The sequence below is a fragment of the Paenibacillus sp. FSL M7-0896 genome (assembly GCF_037975415.1).
Classification (GTDB): Bacteria; Bacillota; Bacilli; order Paenibacillales; family Paenibacillaceae; genus Paenibacillus_AQ; species Paenibacillus_AQ silagei.
Genome location: NZ_CP150250.1, coordinates 2,000,778 through 2,018,266, shown reverse-complemented (window position 1 = coordinate 2,018,266; position 17,489 = coordinate 2,000,778). Strand labels below are relative to the sequence as shown.

Sequence of the window (17,489 nt, the reverse complement as noted above, 5' to 3'; positions counted from 1 at the left end):
ATTAGCATATAATTCCTGTTAGAGCTATTCTTTCGTAGATTTTACTTCAATTACAAAAGCCACGGATGAACTCCCTTCTGAAAATTTACCATCCTCGGATGTCCAGAATGCTGATATGCCGTAGTAATAAACGCCTTGTTCTTTTGGAGCATTAAAAGAGCCGTTCTTCAATGGAATTTGCACTTCTTTATCATCGACAAATTGCTGAACGGTTAACCCGCCGGGTGCCGGTTTATAAGTAAAAGCAACATTGATCCCCCCCTCAGGGGCTATAGCAGTGGGAGTAACCCCCTGTACCATGGATTGTCCTCCTGCATAATCCGCACATCCTAATTTTCCCCAGCAATAGCTGCCTTGGGTAACCGGAATTTGGGTTTTCCCGGAAGTAACAAGGGGTAGCGGCGGCGATTCCTGTGTAATTCTAATCCCAATGCTTTTTGCATTTCCTTCCAATCTTGTATTTGCCACAAGTCTTCCTGCAAAAGGAGTCAAATAAATGAACACTACCAGAAAAACTAAAATCCCCGCTGCAGATAGAATGAATCCTTTTTTTCTAAGCATCCCAATCCCCTATTCATATCAAATTATCTAAATAGACGGAATTATATTGTAATAGTTACAAGCGCTGAAAAAAAGCCTACCGGCAAGCGGTTAGGCTTTTTAAAAATAGAATTTATATGTTGCACACGATTTCTGAAGATGCCGATTAAAGAATCTGCATCCAGATCTTATTCTGCACCCATTATCCGTTGACAACCTCACCGCCGTTCACATGCATCACCTGTCCGCTCACATAGGAGGAATCGTCCGAGGCCAGGTATACATACGCCGGTGCCAGCTCTTCAGGCTGCCCCGGGCGCTTCATCGGCTGGGTGCCGCCGAACTCACTGACCTTCTTCGCGTCAAAGGTTGACGGAATCAGCGGGGTCCAGATCGGTCCGGGCGCTACTGCGTTCACGCGGATGCCCTTATCGGCCAGATTCATTGACAGCGAACGAGTGAAGCTGAGAATGGCTCCTTTGGTGGACGAATAGTCCAGCAGCTGCGGGCTGCCGCGATACGCCGTGATGGAGGTCGTGTTAATGATCGTAGCGCCTTTTTTAAGATGAGGCATAGCTGCCTTCGTCAGGTAGAACATGGAGAAAATATTCGTCCGGAACGTACGCTCCAGCTGCTCCGCTGTAATGTCCTCAATATGGTCCTGCGGATGCTGCTCCGCCGCATTGTTAATCAGGATGTCAAGCTTGCCGAGTCCTTCAACGGTTTGACGTATCAAGCTCTGACAGAAGCATTCGTCCCCGATATCTCCGGCGATCAGAATACACGTTCTGCCCTCCTGCTCAACCTGGCGCTTGGTCTCTTCCGCATCCTCATGCTCGTTCAAGTAGGAGATCACCACATCCGCGCCCTCCTTGGCAAAATGAACGGCAACCGCACGCCCGATCCCGCTGTCGCCTCCGGTAATGAGCGCAGCCTTGCCCAGCAGCTTGCCTGCTGCCTTGTACGCCGGTGTCTCAAACTCCGGGAGCGGGTTCATCTCACTCTCAATTCCCGGGCGCTGATCCTGTACCTGCGGGGGCAGAGTTTTGACAGGTTGTTTGTTAGTGTCTGGCATAATCCATTCTCCTTTCGCTGTCCACAGTATTGTTGATTAATCATGTTAGCATGGCTTAAGGTCTGGTGTTTATGCATCAGGCAGTGTGCCTGCTTGACTGTACGTTATGTTACTTACCACACTTGGCAGCCGCCCAAACAGCCAATCTTCATTCAACGGTGCCTATATCGGAACGGTAGTACGGTAAGGAACGAACGTTTCCAAAAAGAATATTATCTATATCCGCTAAGGGGAATGTCCTATACTTTGTGAGGAACCACGGCAAGATCGTATCGAAATCATACTAGCAGGAGGGTATCGCACAATGAATGCAAGAATCACCTTATCTCCGGTCACCCCGGACGATATCGATTTCATCACAGATCTGGAAATGAGCGCTTCACTCTGGCCCTTCGAGGATATGATTCCAACCGACAAGGAGGCAGTCCGGAAGACTGTGGCGGAACGAATCCAGAGCGACTGGCATAGACAATTCCTGATCAGGCTAGCCACTCCCGAAGCAACCCCTGTAGGGGAACTGAGTATACATTGGTATGTAAAAGAGCGCGAGAGCTGGGAGTTGGGCTACAGCCTGTTCCCTGAATACCGGGGGCAAGGCTACGGCACCGAGGCGGCGCAGCTGGCCTTGAAGCTTGCTTTTGAAGAATGGAAGGCCCATAGAGTCGTGGCTATGTGCAATGAATACAATACCGCATCCATCAAGGTGCTGGAACGCTTGGGCCTGACCCGCGAAGGCGTATTCCGGGAAGAAATACACTGGAATGACCAGTGGGTGAACCAATACTTTTATGCGATACTGGACCGGGAGTACCGGGCGATTACCGGGATATAGCGGAAGGATGCTGTATTCTGTTTTTAGGCACGTTGCTCATTTTCATGCTGGAGCTGTGCCTTGAAAGACATGTTTGTTTTCGCATACATCGGGTCGATATCTCTTCATAGCAGTACATCGCCCCTCATGACAAGACCTCACTCCTTGGGATAACGGCCTTATTTCCAGAACTCTATTCATCTTCCTTCACAATTGCATCCTGAACCTTACCCGCACCCCTAACCTTTGTTGAAGTATTTAGAATCGCCTGCGTCACCGTTGTCCCTTCATCCAGCTCTATCTTAACCCCTGTTGCAGTGGCAGCGGTCTTAAGCGTGCGTATGGAGCCTTTTTGCAGGTGGAGGAAGGGTCCTTTGGCTTCAATGTTCACATCTCCGAAATTGCCGTTAAGCGTCACTACGATCCCGGCTGCAAGGCCGGATGGCAGATCAATATCTGTGAACCCGTCTCCGGTACCCTCCCCCTCTTCCAGATTTACACCGGACTGTACCGACAATGCCTTCACCCAGGTTGTACCTTCGGTGAGCAGGCGGGCAGTTCCACTATTCTTCTGCACAATCACTTGGTTCATGGTTGTGTTCTTGAGCTGCACTGAGGGATCTCCGCTTCCCTGTATGATGACCTTGCCTAGTACTTCAACACTGTCCAAGTTCACCTCTCCGTTGCCGATTCCTTCCTCCAGGACCAGGTCTCCAAAAATCTTCAGATTCTGCAGCAGCACATCATAGCCGGATACAGTGACATTATTATAGTATTTGATAGCTCCTGGTTTAAAGCTTCCGAGCCCCTCAGAACGGCCGATAGTTACACTCTGCAAGCCGCCGCTTGTGACATTGTAATAATCCAGCAGTGCAATTGCTTCGGCCCGGGTCATCGCCTGTTCTGGAGCAAACCGCCCGTCCGGGTACCCCTTCATTCCTCCGTCATTGATCAGTGCAGCGACATCGGCTTCACTCCAGCCTGCAATCTGATCCTTATCGCTGAACATGGATAATACCTCCGTGCTTCCCGTCTCAAAATACATCATTCTGCTCACCATAATCGCCGCCTCCTGGCGCATAACGGGATCGCCCGGACGAATCGTGCCTCCGTAACCCTTGATGATGCCCACTTCCAGCGCTTTCGAGATTTCTTCGTATGCCCAGCTCGTCTTAGGCAGATCGCTGAAATCAGCCTTCACCTTGCTCTCAGTCGTCAGCCCGGCCAACTGGTTGATTAACGCGATAAATTCCGCTCTAGTGATCGCCTGATCCGGCCGGACTGACCCGTCCGCGAATCCCTTCAGCCATCCCTTTTCCAGCCAGCGGCTCATCTGCTTCTGCGCCCAGTGTCCTTCATAATCGGCTGCCGCAGACATATGCCCGGCTGAACCCAGCAGCAAGCCCAGACTCAGCCCGACCGTTACTAATTTTCTTCCTATCATTACTGCGCTCACTCCTAAGTATGTATGTGATGCCAAATGAACCAAGCACCTAATCACAGTGTACCGGAATACATAGCCGTTGGGAACAATATCCAACCATGTGCATCCAGACATGCGAAACAGCCCTGGAGGCCGAGGCTTCCAGAGCTGTTATCACACTGCCCATCCGGCAGCAGGTTATTTAGATAATTGTGTTGTAGACCATGAAAAAGATCATGACGACCAGCGAGACCATCAGCAGCAGACTCATGGTACGGATCTTGGCAGTCTCCGCAGAGACATCGCGGTTCTCTCTCATGCCAGCCGCAGCAAGGCGCAGAGGCTTGGTCATAATCCCGCCGAACGCGAACATAGCCAGCAGAAGCACCGTAACAATGATCATCCAAGGTACAGAATACTCGCCCTTAGTCATCATGTAGCCGCCGGTCAGCAGCTGAATCACCAGCCCGTATTGGGCAAAGCGGTTGAATCCGCCGATTGCACTGAGCGTGCCTTCCTTCGCCGGGGAGGACAGCTTAGCCGTCCCGCTTAAGATAAACGGCAGCACCAGATAGAAACCGAGTGCCAGTGTCCCGATCATATGCAGAAAAAAGAAAATATGACCCATTGTAATCTCCTCCAATTTTGAATGTGAGGCCTTCGGCAGACTGCCGGGGTTACATGGTTACAGAGGAAGTCACCGCGCGGACCGAATCAGCGGACTGGTCGAGTGCCGCCTGTTCCTCCGCCGTAAGCTCCAGTTCAAAAATCCGCTCAATGCCCTCTGCTCCCAGAAGCGCAGGAACTCCCATGAACAGGTTCTCATAGCCGTATTCACCCTCAAGCAGAGCGATTACCGGTATGATCCGTTTCTTGTCCTTGAGAATAGCCTCCGCCATCTGAACCAGGGATGCTGCCGGAGCATAGTACGCGCTGCCGTTCCCAAGCAGGCTGACAATTTCACCGCCGCCCACACGGGTACGCTGCACAATCTCTGCAATGCGATCTGCCGGGATAAGCGTCTCGATTGGAATACCGCCTACGCTGGAATAACGCACTAACGGCACCATATCGTCACCATGGCCGCCCAGCACGAAGCCGCGTACATCCTCTACCGATACATTAAGCTCCTGAGCGATGAAGGTGCAGTAGCGGGCCGTATCCAGCACCCCGGATTGCCCGATGACACGGTTCTTGGGGAAGCCGAGCGCATGATAGGCCACGTATGTCATCGCATCCACCGGATTGGTCAGTATGATCACAATGGACTCTGGGGCCACGCGCTTCACATTCCCGCAGACCGATCTGACGATATTCGCATTGGTATTGACCAGATCCTCACGGCTCATGCCGGGCCCCCGGGCAATCCCTGCGGTAATAATAACGATGTCAGAATCCGCTGCGTCCTCATAGCTCGAAGTTCCGGTAATTTGAGCATCGAAGTTCTGCACGGGTCCCGCTTGGAGCATATCCAGCACCTTGCCCTTGGTAGGATTCTCAAGCTGAGGAATGTCAAGCAGCACTACATTGCCAAGCTCCTTCTGGGCAAGCATAAGCGCCGTGGTCGCGCCGGTGAATCCGGCACCTACGACAGTGATTTTTGAACGTTTGATCGCCACGGTAGCCCTCCTAACCTGATGATAGTCTGAAGGCGGCCAACATAGATATAAGCTACACGGATGTGCAGCTTATATCTGTAGTATTTACCGGCCCGGCCTCTTACAGATGGTTGATGATCTCGTCAGCAAAAGCAGAGCATTTCAGCTCAGTCGCGCCTTCCATCTGGCGGGCAAAGTCGTAAGTAACCGTCTTGTTGTTAATCGCCGTACTCATTCCCTGGTAGATCAGGTCAGCCGCTTCCTGCCAGCCCAGATGCTCAAGCAGCATAACGCCGGAGAGAATAACAGAGCCCGGATTCACTACATCCTTGTCAGCATACTTAGGTGCCGTACCATGTGTAGCTTCGAAAATAGCATGTCCCGTAATATAGTTAATATTCGCTCCCGGAGCGATACCGATGCCGCCAATCTGGGCAGCCAGTGCGTCGGAGAGATAGTCACCGTTCAGGTTCAGCGTTGCAATGACATCGAAGTCTGTCGGGCGTGTCAATACCTGCTGAAGCGCAATGTCCGCAATGGCATCCTTCACGATGATCTTGCCTGCTGCTTCGGCTTCCTTCTGGGCAGCATTCGCAGCCGCTTCACCGTCGCGTTCCTTGATGACATCGTACTGGTTCCAGGTGAAGACCTTATCGCCGAACTCTTGTTCAGCCACTTCATAGCCCCAGTTCTTAAAGGCGCCTTCAGTGAACTTCATGATGTTGCCTTTGTGTACCAAGGTTACGCTCTTGCGTCCGTGCTTGATCGCATACTCTACTGCTGAACGAACAAGGCGTTTCGAGCCTTCCTCGGATACAGGCTTAATACCGATACCGGATGTTTCCGGGAAGCGGATTTTGTTCACGCCCATTTCCTTCTGCAGGAATTCGATCACCTTTTTCACTTCGGCAGAGCCTTCCTGATATTCGATACCAGCATAGATATCCTCTGTATTCTCACGGAAAATAACCATATCCACCAGCTCAGGATGCTTCACCGGAGAAGGAACGCCGTCGAAGTAGCGCACCGGGCGCAGACATACGTACAGGTCAAGCTCCTGGCGCAGCGCTACGTTCAGGGAGCGGATACCTCCTCCAATCGGAGTGGTCAGCGGGCCCTTGATGGCCACAATATACTCACGGATCGCTTCCAGCGTGTCGTTCGGCAGCCATTCACCATATGTATTGAAGGCCTTCTCGCCGGCAAACACTTCGTACCACGCAATTTTCTTCTTGCCGCCGTAGGCTTTCTCTACAGCTGCATCCAGCACCCGCTTGGAGGCTTTCCAAATGTCACGGCCTGTCCCGTCACCCTCGATGAATGGAATGATCGGCTGATCCGGAACCAGCAGCTTGCCGTCTTCGATTGTAATTTGTTCGCCTTCTGTGGGCAGATCGTATTGTTCCAGTTTCAACATTGGTAGATATTCCTCCTAAAAGTATGATGTATAAGCATTCATATCATTCATTGTACTAAAGGGGTAGAGCAGCCCGCAAGGGCCGCCCTCCCTGACGGCCTGTTATCGCTCGTCTACAGGGACGTACTTCATGTCGGACATGCCTGTATATTCCGCACGCGGACGGATGATACGGTTGTCTTCGTACTGCTCCAGAATGTGCGCCGTCCAGCCCGAAGTACGGCTGATCGCGAAGATAGGGGTGAACAGCTCCCGTTCAATCCCCAGCTGTGTGTAGACCGATGCCGAATAGAAGTCGACGTTTGGTTTCAGCCCCTTTTGGCTGGTAATCAGCTCTTCCACCTTGACCGACATGTCATAGAGACTGGTGTCATTCTTCATCGTGCCCAGCTCGCTGGACATCTTCATCAGGTGCTTGGCGCGCGGGTCGCCGTTCTTGTAGACACGGTGTCCGAAGCCCATAATCTTCTCGCGGCGCTCCAGCTTGCCCTGGATATACGGCTCTACCGCATCCAGGCTGCCGATCTCCTCAAGCATCTTCATCACAGCTTCATTCGCCCCGCCATGCAGCGGCCCCTTAAGCGCCCCGATTGCTGAGGTCACACCGGAATAGATGTCGGACAAGGTCGCTACCGTTACCCGTCCGGCAAAAGTCGAAGCATTCAGCTCATGGTCGGCATGCAGCACAAGCGCCGTATCCAGCGCCTTGACGGATACCGCATCCGGCTCTTTTCCCCACAGCATGTAGAGGAAGTTCTCGGCGATGGTCAAGCCTTCCTTGGGAGCTACCGGCTCCAGGCCTTTGCGGATGCGTGCCAATGCGGCAACTACGGTCGGAATCTGCGCCTGCAGCTTCAGCGCCTTGGTCTGGTTCGCTTCCTTGCTCATATCATCGGCGGCTTCATCGTACAGCGCCAGACTCGATACGGCAGAGCGCAAAGCGGCCATGGTGTTGGCTTCCTTGGGATACAGCTTCATTTGAGTGAGCACCTGCTCCGGGATCGGAGCGTGAGCGCTGAGGTCGCGCCGCAGAGCTTCAAGCTCCGGCACTGTCGGCAGACTGCCGAACCACAGCAAATAAGCGGTCTCCTCAAATGTGGCATGGTCCGCAAGATCGTCAATATCATAGCCGCGGTAAGTGAGCACTCCATCTACGATAGAGCTGATTGAGGAGGTCGTTGCAACAATGCCTTCAAGTCCTTTAGTAGCTGTCATAGTATCTCTCTCCTTTGCCAACAAGAGTGTATAGTGCCGCTTCAAATCTCATGTAAACATTTACATTTCCAAGTATTTCAACTCTCTCAGAAAAAAAGCTTCAGGACCGGCTCAGAAGATTGCAACTAAATTTCTGCTCTTTAACCTTTAATTATCATACCGGATTTTGACGGTTATGTGAACAACGTGGAAGCTTTACAGGACATCAAATGATTTTATCGGAGGGATAGAAAAAAACGAACGCAAAACCTGTTTCATGAACGCGCTCCCAGGTTATGGATATGCCCGCCGTCTGCCCTTTTCTAGCGTTGCTAGTCTTTTCACACCCCCTATGAATATATATAAGACGAGCCGTTGTTTCTGGAATCCGCCAGAGTAGGAGGGACCTAAGATCGATACACTTGTGCTTAAAAGATTGCTGCGCGGCCTCTGGGTCGTGCTTGCCGCCGCCCTGATTCTGCTGGCTGTATATGTACTGCTGCCGCTCCTGTACCCCTTGCTGATCGCCTGGATGCTGGCTTATCTTATGCATCCGCTGGTCCTGATCCTGAAGGGGATGAAGCTCCCCGGCTGGCTCGCCGTATCCCTCTCGCTGCTGTTCTACATCGGAGGCATTGCTCTTGTCCTGACCGCACTCATCACAAGGCTGGTCAAAGAGCTGATCGGGCTGCTCCAGACCTTCGATCTTCATACCGATCAGTGGCGGGAACTGCTGCTGTCCCTGAGCCGTAATGCCAGCATTCAGAATATTATTAACCAAATCAACCAGTTTTACCACGACAACCCGGGTTATCATGCCACCATTGACAGCAATATCAACCGGACCACTGAAACGGTCGGCCAAGCCGTGACGCAGATGATCACCGGATTCTTCAATATCATCCTGAAGCTGATCTCCTCGCTGCCGAGCCTTGGCACCATTCTGATTGTCATCGTATTGGCCGCCTTCTTCCTCAGCACCGGCTGGGAACGGCATAATGCCAAGCTGACTGCGTGGCTCCCAGCCCCGCTACTAAGACCGGTGTCGGAGATCTGGAAGGATCTGCGCAAAGCGCTGTTCGGCTACATCCGCGCCCAGCTGGTGCTGATCTCCGTAACGGCGGTAATTGTGATCATTGGCCTGCTGCTGCTGGGGGTCAAATCAGCCTTCGCCATCGGCCTGACCATCGGTATCGTCGATCTGGTTCCTTATCTGGGTGTTGGTATCGTCATTCTGCCCTGGGCCTTGTATTCATACATGACCGGGAACATGGCGCTAGCCATCGGGCTGCTGGTGCTCTACGGCATCATCCTGATCACCCGCCAGGTACTGGAGCCCAAGGTACTCGCCAGCAGCATCGGCGTCGATCCGCTCGCCATGCTGATCGGCATGTTCGCCGGCCTTCAGCTGATGGGCATGCTCGGCCTGATTCTCGGCCCGGTGCTGCTCGTTATTCTCGACGCATTCGCCCGCGCCGGCGTATTCCGCGCCCTGCGCACTTATATCCTCAGCGGCAGGCTGCATTAGTGGCCGCGTTCGAAACTAACTTTGCTCCGCACCACTCCCTAACGCCAAAAAGGCATCCAGCCGCAGTATCCTGCAACTGAACACCTTTTGGCAAGCCTGATTACTTCCTTATTACCCGCTTACCTGCGGTAGAAGGTGAACGTGCCGTTCTTCATCTTCTTCTCGATCCATTTCAGCAGAAAAACCCGGTAAAGCGGCCGGGTCAGCGGAAATACCAGAGTAAAGCCGATCAGATCCGTGACAAACCCCGGCAGAATCAGCAGCAGACCGCCGAAGAAAATACATAAGCCGTCCAGCATGGTCCGTCCGGGCACCCGGCCCTCCTGCATATGTGTTCTGCTGTCCTGCAGCACTTTCTTGCCCTCGAACCGCATCATTAGCAATCCGATGACTGAAGTAGCCAGCATGATCAGCAGCGTCTTGGGCGCTCCAAGAAAGCTTGAGACATAGATGAAACCGAATAATTCCACGGCCGGGACTGCAAATAGGGCGGCCCACAGCCATTTGTTCCTGATCATACTGCTCCTCCTTCTTCTTTACGTTAACGCTATTCTTCTTCCTTCAGCGCAGCCAGGATGGCATGGAACAGCTCAGGCTGTGCCCTGTCGATCCGCACCGGCCTCCATTCCCCGTTCAGCCAGACATGGCTCGTCGAGCCGCTGACCAGAAGCTCGCCTGCGGTCCGCTCCTGCCCTTCCTGACCCGCCGCCATCCGGCGGATTTCATATTCATACACAACCCTAAGAGCCGAGAAGGTGGTTAACCGCGCATACACGGTAATAAGATCATCATATCGCGCGGGGCTTTTAAATTGCAAATCTGCAGAGGTTACCGGCAGCAGCAGACCGAGTCCCTCCAGCCTCTTGTAGTCGAAGCCCAGCTCACGGAACATCTCCGTCCGGCCGCACTCAAACCAGATCAAATAGTTGGCATGATAGACGACGCCCATCTGGTCGGTCTCCTGATAACGTACACGGATGGAGGTACTGTGCCAGCGGCTGGCCCATCCCGGTTGATGCGGATTCATATTCATGCTCCTTTCTAAAATACAGTCTACCCGGCAGCCAGCAGAACGCTTAAGCGCCGACACCGCCGGATGCAGACTTCAGCGGCAGCTTGCGGCGAGAGCTTCGGGCGACATAGAACAGAAGTGCTGCGCCCGCAGCCGCACTAAGCATGCAGGAGAGGTTCATCAGCCCGACCCCGCCCTGATTTAGCAGCATCCCGTTCAGCAGATTGCCCAGAATGCCGGCTAACCCGGAGAATACGATGTTAAATACACTTTGCCCGGTCGCCTGCATCTCAGGTGAGGTAATCTTCGATACATATTCAACCGCCGCAATATAAAAGAACCCGAACGAGAGGCCGTGAAGCACCTGTACGCCGATCATGACGGAAGGGTACGGGAAGGCCACCTGGATGCCCCAGCGCAGTACATAGATCATTGCGCCGAGCAGCAGCGTCCGCTCCATCCCCAGTCTGCGGATCACTTTGGAGGCGAAGAACATTGAAGGCACATTGGTAATCGATGCCAGGAACAGGGCGATTCCGGCAGTGCCGGTCGAACCGCCGACCGACTGGAAGGCAATCACGAAATAGGTCCCGAAGGCCGTCATGGTCTGATTGACCAGAAAGCTCCCGCCCAGGAAGGCCAGGAATATGCGGTTGCCGAGCAGCTTTTTGATCCCCTGGGAGAAGGACTGGCTCATCATATGATTCTCCTCCGCCTGCTTGGGAAGAGTGAAGGCAATCACTACAGCGACGCTATTCAGCAGCAGAAACGGCAGCCAGATGGTCGATACAGAGAACTTGGATACATACTGTCCCCCCGCAATGGCCCCTACGGCGGCGCCTATGCTCATCATCATGCGAATGCTGCCGTAAGTGGCTCCGGCCCTGTTCGCTGCCGCTATGGCGTATGAGTCGGCTATAGGCGCCTGTGTAGAGGAGAAGATCGTGGACACGGTATATACCAGCATCAGCACGATAAAATATTCCGAACGGTACAGGACCGCAAGCACCGCCGGAACCGCCACGCTCAGAATCAGCACCAGCCGCGCCTGGTTATACCGGTCGGAGACCATTCCCCATAAGGGCTGGACACAGATGGCGATCAGCGTACCTATAGCCATCAGCACGCCGATCTGGCTGACTTCAAGTCCGTTCGATTTCAGCAGCAGCGAGAGGTAGGAGCCGAAAGAGCCTCCGGCCAGTCCCAAAAATAGATAGAACCCGCGCAGCTTTGTTATTTTTTCCATGGGGATTACAAGTCCTCTCTCATTCTTTTTAACAGAATACCCAACCTTCATAGCCGCCTGCTGCATTAAATAGAGCACAACCTATTATGAGGCGGTGGACAAGTGGGCCAAGTCAATAGATTAACACGAAGCAAACCCTGTCTGAAGGATAAACTTAATACGGGCAGAGCCGCCAGTTCAGGCTTAGGCTGGACATCAAGCAACTGGAGCGGTTATGCCATTTCCGGCAAAAAAGGCAGCTACCGGCAGATATCCGCCGACTGGATCGTCCCTTATGTAAAGCCTACGGTAAAAGCTACGTTCTCCTCGGCCTGGATCGGCATCGACGGCTTCAAGAACAGCAGCCTGATTCAAACGGGCACCGGCCATGAGTCGGTGAACGGAAAAGTCCGGTATTATGCCTGGTGGGAGATTCTCCCCGCCTCCGAAACCGTCATTCCTCTTCCCGTCTCTCCCGGCAACCATATGCGTGCTTCCATCGTCAAGCTGAGTTCCGGCAAATGGTGCATCACCCTGCGCAATCTCAGCAAATGCTGGGTCTTCCGTACCGTACAGCGCTATAACGGACCGCAAAGCTCTGCCGAATGGATTGTCGAAGCGCCGCAGGTGGGGTTCGATATCGCTCCGCTGTCCAAGTTATCCACAGTCTGCTTTACCTGTTGCCAGGTCAATGGACGCAGCCCCAGACTAAAGGTCTCAGATGGCGGCATTATGCTCCAGAATAAGAAGCTGCTGGCTGTGCCTTCTCCCCCACGTTCCTGCGGAAGCGCCTTTTCAGTCAGACGAATCTATCATAAAAGTCCCTCTGCCGTGTATTCCAGGAACCCTATTTATACGACTCCCTAACAGGCTGACATGCCGTCTGCTCCAGACACTCAGGTCCAATATATCCATTTGCATGATCGATATCAAAAAAGAGCAGCGGCAATCAAGCGCCACTGCTCTTATCATTATATCTTATTCGTGCTGCAGAAGCTCTTCCAAATCCTAGTCGGCTGGAATCGTATCTACCTTCACCAGGTTAGTGGAACCGGAACGTCCAAGCGGGATACCTGCAGTGATGACTACAAGATCGCCAGCTTTAACCAGACCGGAAGCTTTACCGCCGTTAAGAGCTGTTTCCAGCAATTCGTCAGTAGAATGAGCTTCAGGACCGAATACAGGAGTTACGCCCCATACCAGCGCCAGCTGACGCATGGTTCTTTCCTGGGTGGTAACAGCAATGATCTGTGATTTAGGACGATATTTGGAAACCACGCGTGCAGTGTGGCCAGTTACCGTTGAAGAAATGATCGCTTTAGCATTCAGATCCAGAGCGGAGATCGCTACGGATTGGCTGATCGCTTCAGTTACAGTAGTTTCTTGAGCAATCTGCTGCTTCATGAAGATCTCACGGTGGTTCAGAGCAGATTCTGCTTTCTCAGCAATACGGGACATAGTCAGTACGGATTCAACCGGATATTTCCCGGCAGCAGTCTCACCGGACAGCATGATTGCATCAGTTCCGTCGAAAATCGCGTTCGCTACGTCACTTGCTTCAGCGCGGGTTGGGCGCGGGTTGCGCTGCATGGAATCCAGCATTTGGGTAGCTGTGATTACCGGTTTGCCGGCGATATTACATTTTTGAATCATCAGCTTCTGTGCCAAAGGTACATCTTCAGCAGGGATTTCTACACCAAGGTCGCCACGGGCAACCATCAGGCCGTCGGATACTGCCAGGATTTCATCCAGGTTATCGACACCTTCCTGGTTCTCGATCTTGGAGATGATCTGGATGTGGGAAGCATCATGCTTCGCAAGCAGTTCACGGATTTCCAGAACGTCGCTGGCTTTGCGTACGAAAGAAGCGGCAATAAAATCAATGTCCTGTCCGATCCCAAAAATGATATCATTGGTATCTTTTTCCGTAATACCCGGCAGGGAGATGGATACTCCTGGTACGTTAACACCCTTCTTGCTCTTGATCGTACCGCCGTTAACAATACGGGTCTTGATTTCGGTGCCTTGAATGTCGACAACTGTAAGGCCGATCAGGCCGTCGTCGATCAGGATCGTCGATCCTACTTGAACATCGTTAGGCAGGTTGTTGTAAGTGATGGAGATACGGTTGTGGTCGCCAAGGATCTCTTCCGTAGTCAATGTCAGATACTCATCCTGAACCAGTTCAATCGGTTCTACTTCCAGCTTGCCTGTACGAATCTCCGGTCCTTTGGTGTCGAGCAGGATGGCAACAGTCTTGCCAAGTTCCTTGGATGCTTGACGGATCGTGTTGATCCGGGCTCCATGCTCATCAAAATCGCCGTGGGAGAAGTTCAGACGGGCCACATTCATACCAGCCAAAATCAATTTTTTGATATTCTCCAACGATTCACTTGCAGGTCCGATCGTACATACAATTTTACTTTTCCGCATTAGGTTTTCCTCCGTTTTTTCGTTCTCTCTGTCTCATCTTTTCCAACTACAAAATCTACTATAAGGCTTGCTCTTTGTATAGGAACTTTATCACATGTAAAGACATGCACGTTTTATTGCGCCCTTATGAATATTACTGCATGTTGAACACAAAATCAATGTTAGTGCCTGTTTTTGCTGTAAATTAAAGTCGAATAATATAGGATGGCCGATAAAAGAAAAATCATCCCGCAGCAAGCACAGGATGATTATAATGGGAATAATTGTATAACCAGTCTTGTCCCGTCCGCGGACTGGAATAAGCTGGAATGTGTTAAAAAGTGCAAACCGGCGGTACCGGCATTGCCGCTAATTCCCCGGAGAGCATCTCCTGCTTACTCTACAATTTGCGCTTCATCCTGATCGGCATCCTGCTCCAGCACCGCCTCGGAAAACTCGCCGATTTTGCGGAATTTCAGGTAACGGTCTTCCTTCAGCGCCGCCGCATCCATACCGGACAGCTCCTGCAGGTGACGCCAGACTGTGTCCTTAACCGCCTCCGCCGCAGCTTCGTAATCCCGGTGTGCACCGCCTCTGGGCTCCGGAATAATCTCCTCGATCACTTCCATCTCCAGCAGATCGGTGGCCGTAATCTTCATGGCCTCTGCGGCCTGCTCCGCCTTGGTGGCATCCTTCCACAGAATCGACGCTGCACCGTTAGGGGAGATCGCCGAATAGATCGCATTCTCCAGCATCAGCACACGGTTGCCGACAGCCATCGCTAAGGCTCCGCCGCTGCCGCCCTCGCCGATAATCACGCAGATGACCGGCACGGCCAGCTGGGACATCTCGAACAAATTGCGGGCAATCGCTTCCGATTGTCCGCGTTCCTCTGCGGTATTGCCCGGGTAAGCCCCCTTGGTGTCCACAAAGGTGATGATCGGACGGCCGAACTTCTCCGCCTGCTTCATCAGGCGCAGTGACTTGCGGAAGCCTTCCGGATGGGCGCTGCCGAAGAAGCGCAGAATATTCTCCTTCGTATCCTTGCCGCGCTGTTGACCGATGACAGTTACAGGCCGGCCGTTCAGCTTGGCGATTCCGCCGACTACAGCAAGATCGTCACCGTACAGGCGGTCACCATGCAGCTCGATAAAGTCCGTGAAGATAAGCCCGATCAGATCCAGCGAGGTCGGGCGTACGTGATGCCGGGCCAGATGCATCTTCTGGGCCGGGGATATATTGGAATAGATCTCATTCTCCAGCTCGCTGTAGCGCTCCTCAAGCCGGGCTACCTCATCGCTGAAATCAATGCCCTTCTCTTCGCCGAACTGCTTGAGCTCGGCGATTTTTTTGCGCATTTCTACCAGAGGCATTTCAAAAGGCATCTCTCCTGCCAACCTAAAATCCCCCTTTCACATCATGCAGCTCCAGCAGCTTCGTGAGTGTGGAGCGCATTTCCTTACGGTGCACGACCAGATCCAGCTGTCCGTGCTGCAGATTGAACTCGGCCGTCTGGAAATCCTCCGGCAGCTTCTGGCGGATCGTCTGCTCGATGACAATCCGTCCGGCAAAGCCGAAGACCGCTCCGGGCTCGGCAATAATAATATCGCCCAGGCTGGCAAAGCTCGCCGATACCCCGCCGGTGGTCGGATCAGTAATGACGGAGATATACAGGCCGCCCGCTTCACTGAACCGGGCCAGCGCGGCACTTGTCTTCGCCATCTGCATAAGACTGAGAATGCTCTCCTGCATCCTGGCTCCTCCGGAGGTGGAGAAGATCAGCATCGGCAGTCCCCTCTCTGTCGCTTCTTCTACCGCTCTAGTAATTTTCTCTCCAACCACAGATCCCATGCTGCCTGTGAAGAACTCAAAGTTCATCACGGCTACAATAACCGCATGGCCGCCAATGCTGCCCTGGCCGGTGATTACAGCCTCAACTTGTCCGGTTTTGGACTGCTGCTGCTCAAGCTTGGAAGCATAGCCGGGGAACTTCAGCGGATCAATGGACGCCATCTCGCTGTCGAACTCAATGAACCCTTCCGGATCAAGTATCATCGCAATCCGTTCGGTCGCATTCAGGCGCATATGATAGCCGCAGGACGGGCATACTTTCAAATTCTTCTCCAGTTCCTTGCTGTACTGGATTGTTCCGCATTTGGCACACTTGCTCATTAGACCTTCGGGAATCTCCCGCTTAGGGCGCTCGCCTTCTGCCGGTCCGCCGCTTCGCTCCAGACGCTCTGAAGGAATAGTCGCGTACTTCCGTTTTTTCTGAAATAAATCTTTGAACAAGGGTCGCACCTCTTCAGCCGTTTATTTGCGTAAATAGCAGCTTGCCGCTGTCATGAATGTTCTTGAATCTCTACGCCATACTCTTCAGGGATGCAGGATCAGATTGAGGACCTCCTGCACTTCTTCAAGCTCTCCCGAAGGAACCAGAATCTCAAACTGCTGCTTGGACATATTGATGGGACGGCATTTAATCAGAAATCCTTCTTCCGTAAGCTTCCTCTCAATCATCTCCGCCACTTTGGCGGTCGGCGCTATATAGATTACCGTCCACATGCCCTGCAAGGCCTCCCTAATCTCGAATCCAGCCGTATCCTGAATATAATGAAATTATGATAACACAGTTTTCTTTTTTCCCGCAAGCAAGCCCGGCAGGAAGGACTCAGGCCCGGGAGGCCGGTCGCAGCGCATCAGGAGCAGCCGTTATTCGGTCCCGGTCACATGGGGATAGACCTTCGCACCCTCATGCCCGTGGGCGATCCGGGCTGAAGCTGCAGCCGCAATTCCGGCCACAAGATCATCCAGAAATACATGAATGCTCCCCTTATCATCATTCAATTTGCCGATAATTCCAAGCTTTATTTTATCGAGGTAGCCGAAGCTGGTCAGACCGATCATTCCATACACGCTCGTGATGCCCAGCGCCAGCGTCTCGTCCGCCCCATAGAGCGACTCATCCGCTTCCATTACCGCCTGAAACGGCTGGGGCAGCAGCTTCTTCTCGGCCAGCTCATCCAGCGCAATCCCCGTCATGAGCGTATACTGGACCTCTCTTTTGTTCAAGACCGACTTGACGCTGCTCAGGCACTCCTCCTGCGTTAAGCTGGGATAATAGACCGATTGCAGGATATATACGATCTCTGCGATCGAATCCAGTGATACTCCCCGGCGCCCCAGCAGATCCTCCGCCATTTGATAGGACATGATGTCATTCCCCTTCCGCACGGGACAATGCCCCGCTATGA

Annotated in this window: 18 protein-coding genes; 3 read left to right on the top strand and 15 right to left on the bottom strand. The window is 52.8% G+C overall.

Features of this window, described 5'->3' with window-relative positions; translation table 11 throughout:
• Nucleotides 1-24: 24 nt before the first annotated feature.
• Both MKY12_RS08475 and MKY12_RS08470 read right to left on the bottom strand, forming a co-directional pair.
• Nucleotides 25-561: a hypothetical protein gene (locus MKY12_RS08475; RefSeq protein ID WP_339313432.1), complete on the bottom strand. Its 537-nt coding sequence runs from the start codon at nucleotides 559-561 to the stop codon at nucleotides 25-27.
• Between the two features lie 181 nt (nucleotides 562-742).
• Complete coding sequence (locus MKY12_RS08470) at nucleotides 743-1,615, bottom strand: SDR family oxidoreductase (protein ID WP_209872520.1); 873 nt, start codon at nucleotides 1,613-1,615, stop codon at nucleotides 743-745.
• Nucleotides 1,616-1,919: 304 nt separating this feature from the next.
• Between MKY12_RS08470 and MKY12_RS08465 the strand changes: the two genes are divergently transcribed.
• Nucleotides 1,920-2,447, top strand: coding sequence for a GNAT family protein (locus MKY12_RS08465; protein WP_339313430.1), 528 nt, complete (start codon nucleotides 1,920-1,922; stop codon nucleotides 2,445-2,447).
• A 172-nt stretch (nucleotides 2,448-2,619) separates the two neighbouring features.
• On the opposite strand, the gene MKY12_RS08460 is transcribed toward MKY12_RS08465, so the two are convergent.
• The 5 genes from MKY12_RS08460 to citZ form a co-directional block, all read right to left on the bottom strand.
• Nucleotides 2,620-3,870: an S-layer homology domain-containing protein gene (locus MKY12_RS08460; RefSeq protein ID WP_036725586.1), complete on the bottom strand. Its 1,251-nt coding sequence runs from the start codon at nucleotides 3,868-3,870 to the stop codon at nucleotides 2,620-2,622.
• Nucleotides 3,871-4,051: 181 nt separating this feature from the next.
• Nucleotides 4,052-4,477 (bottom strand): hypothetical protein, encoded by a 426-nt coding sequence (locus tag MKY12_RS08455; RefSeq protein ID WP_076082918.1) that lies wholly within the window; start codon nucleotides 4,475-4,477, stop codon nucleotides 4,052-4,054.
• 49 nt (nucleotides 4,478-4,526) lie between these two features.
• Nucleotides 4,527-5,468 carry a malate dehydrogenase gene (gene mdh, locus MKY12_RS08450; RefSeq protein ID WP_036725589.1) on the bottom strand — a complete coding sequence of 314 codons (942 nt, stop codon included), beginning with the start codon at nucleotides 5,466-5,468 and terminating at the stop codon, nucleotides 4,527-4,529.
• Between the two features lie 100 nt (nucleotides 5,469-5,568).
• Complete coding sequence (gene icd, locus MKY12_RS08445) at nucleotides 5,569-6,864, bottom strand: NADP-dependent isocitrate dehydrogenase (protein ID WP_036725590.1); 1,296 nt, start codon at nucleotides 6,862-6,864, stop codon at nucleotides 5,569-5,571.
• A 102-nt stretch (nucleotides 6,865-6,966) separates the two neighbouring features.
• Entirely contained in the window at nucleotides 6,967-8,079 is a 1,113-nt protein-coding gene (gene citZ, locus MKY12_RS08440; RefSeq protein ID WP_036725592.1) for a citrate synthase, read from the bottom strand.
• Nucleotides 8,080-8,470: 391 nt separating this feature from the next.
• Here citZ and ytvI point away from each other — a divergent pair, with 391 nt between their 5' ends.
• Nucleotides 8,471-9,586, top strand: coding sequence for a sporulation integral membrane protein YtvI (ytvI, locus tag MKY12_RS08435; protein WP_339257401.1), 1,116 nt, complete (start codon nucleotides 8,471-8,473; stop codon nucleotides 9,584-9,586).
• Nucleotides 9,587-9,705: 119 nt separating this feature from the next.
• Here the strand turns inward: ytvI and MKY12_RS08430 are convergent, their stop codons facing one another.
• From MKY12_RS08430 to MKY12_RS08420, 3 genes are read right to left on the bottom strand one after another with little or no spacing between them, the layout of a single operon-like run.
• Nucleotides 9,706-10,104, bottom strand: a complete 399-nt coding sequence (locus tag MKY12_RS08430) for an FxsA family protein (RefSeq protein ID WP_036695825.1) — start codon at nucleotides 10,102-10,104, stop codon at nucleotides 9,706-9,708.
• 29 nt (nucleotides 10,105-10,133) lie between these two features.
• A complete protein-coding gene (locus MKY12_RS08425) occupies nucleotides 10,134-10,613 on the bottom strand; it encodes a thioesterase family protein (protein ID WP_339255124.1) in 480 nt (159 codons plus the stop codon).
• A gap of 49 nt (nucleotides 10,614-10,662) precedes the next feature.
• Nucleotides 10,663-11,844, bottom strand: coding sequence for an MFS transporter (locus MKY12_RS08420; protein ID WP_339255123.1), 1,182 nt, complete (start codon nucleotides 11,842-11,844; stop codon nucleotides 10,663-10,665).
• A 102-nt stretch (nucleotides 11,845-11,946) separates the two neighbouring features.
• Here MKY12_RS08420 and MKY12_RS08415 point away from each other — a divergent pair, with 102 nt between their 5' ends.
• Entirely contained in the window at nucleotides 11,947-12,690 is a 744-nt protein-coding gene (locus tag MKY12_RS08415; RefSeq protein ID WP_339255122.1) for a G1 family glutamic endopeptidase, read from the top strand.
• 141 nt (nucleotides 12,691-12,831) lie between these two features.
• Here MKY12_RS08415 and pyk read toward each other — a convergent pair whose 3' ends face one another.
• The 5 genes from pyk to MKY12_RS08390 all read right to left on the bottom strand — a co-directional run bounded on the left by pyk (nucleotide 12,832) and on the right by MKY12_RS08390 (nucleotide 17,448).
• A complete protein-coding gene (pyk, locus tag MKY12_RS08410; RefSeq protein WP_036725599.1) occupies nucleotides 12,832-14,256 on the bottom strand; it encodes a pyruvate kinase in 1,425 nt (474 codons plus the stop codon).
• Between the two features lie 374 nt (nucleotides 14,257-14,630).
• Nucleotides 14,631-15,632: an acetyl-CoA carboxylase carboxyltransferase subunit alpha gene (locus tag MKY12_RS08405; RefSeq protein WP_076082927.1), complete on the bottom strand. Its 1,002-nt coding sequence runs from the start codon at nucleotides 15,630-15,632 to the stop codon at nucleotides 14,631-14,633.
• 1 nt (nucleotide 15,633) lies between these two features.
• Nucleotides 15,634-16,527, bottom strand: a complete 894-nt coding sequence (gene accD / locus MKY12_RS08400; protein WP_036725603.1) for an acetyl-CoA carboxylase, carboxyltransferase subunit beta — start codon at nucleotides 16,525-16,527, stop codon at nucleotides 15,634-15,636.
• Nucleotides 16,528-16,611: 84 nt separating this feature from the next.
• A complete protein-coding gene (locus MKY12_RS08395) occupies nucleotides 16,612-16,800 on the bottom strand; it encodes a hypothetical protein (RefSeq protein ID WP_036725605.1) in 189 nt (62 codons plus the stop codon).
• A 147-nt stretch (nucleotides 16,801-16,947) separates the two neighbouring features.
• Nucleotides 16,948-17,448 (bottom strand): phosphatidylglycerophosphatase A, encoded by a 501-nt coding sequence (locus MKY12_RS08390; RefSeq protein ID WP_209872538.1) that lies wholly within the window; start codon nucleotides 17,446-17,448, stop codon nucleotides 16,948-16,950.
• Nucleotides 17,449-17,489 lie beyond the last annotated feature (41 nt).

Coding starts and splice junctions, on each gene's coding strand:
- MKY12_RS08475 (WP_339313432.1), bottom strand. CDS start 561: ATGCTTAGAAAAAAAGGATTCATTCTATCTGCAGCGGGGATTTTAGTT.
- MKY12_RS08470 (WP_209872520.1), bottom strand. CDS start 1,615: ATGCCAGACACTAACAAACAACCTGTCAAAACTCTGCCCCCGCAGGTA.
- MKY12_RS08465 (WP_339313430.1), top strand. CDS start 1,920: ATGAATGCAAGAATCACCTTATCTCCGGTCACCCCGGACGATATCGAT.
- MKY12_RS08460 (WP_036725586.1), bottom strand. CDS start 3,870: ATGATAGGAAGAAAATTAGTAACGGTCGGGCTGAGTCTGGGCTTGCTG.
- MKY12_RS08455 (WP_076082918.1), bottom strand. CDS start 4,477: ATGGGTCATATTTTCTTTTTTCTGCATATGATCGGGACACTGGCACTC.
- icd (WP_036725590.1), bottom strand. CDS start 6,864: ATGTTGAAACTGGAACAATACGATCTGCCCACAGAAGGCGAACAAATT.
- citZ (WP_036725592.1), bottom strand. CDS start 8,079: ATGACAGCTACTAAAGGACTTGAAGGCATTGTTGCAACGACCTCCTCA.
- MKY12_RS08430 (WP_036695825.1), bottom strand. CDS start 10,104: ATGATCAGGAACAAATGGCTGTGGGCCGCCCTATTTGCAGTCCCGGCC.
- MKY12_RS08425 (WP_339255124.1), bottom strand. CDS start 10,613: ATGAATCCGCATCAACCGGGATGGGCCAGCCGCTGGCACAGTACCTCC.
- MKY12_RS08420 (WP_339255123.1), bottom strand. CDS start 11,844: ATGGAAAAAATAACAAAGCTGCGCGGGTTCTATCTATTTTTGGGACTG.
- pyk (WP_036725599.1), bottom strand. CDS start 14,256: ATGCGGAAAAGTAAAATTGTATGTACGATCGGACCTGCAAGTGAATCG.
- MKY12_RS08395 (WP_036725605.1), bottom strand. CDS start 16,800: ATGTGGACGGTAATCTATATAGCGCCGACCGCCAAAGTGGCGGAGATG.
- MKY12_RS08390 (WP_209872538.1), bottom strand. CDS start 17,448: ATGTCCTATCAAATGGCGGAGGATCTGCTGGGGCGCCGGGGAGTATCA.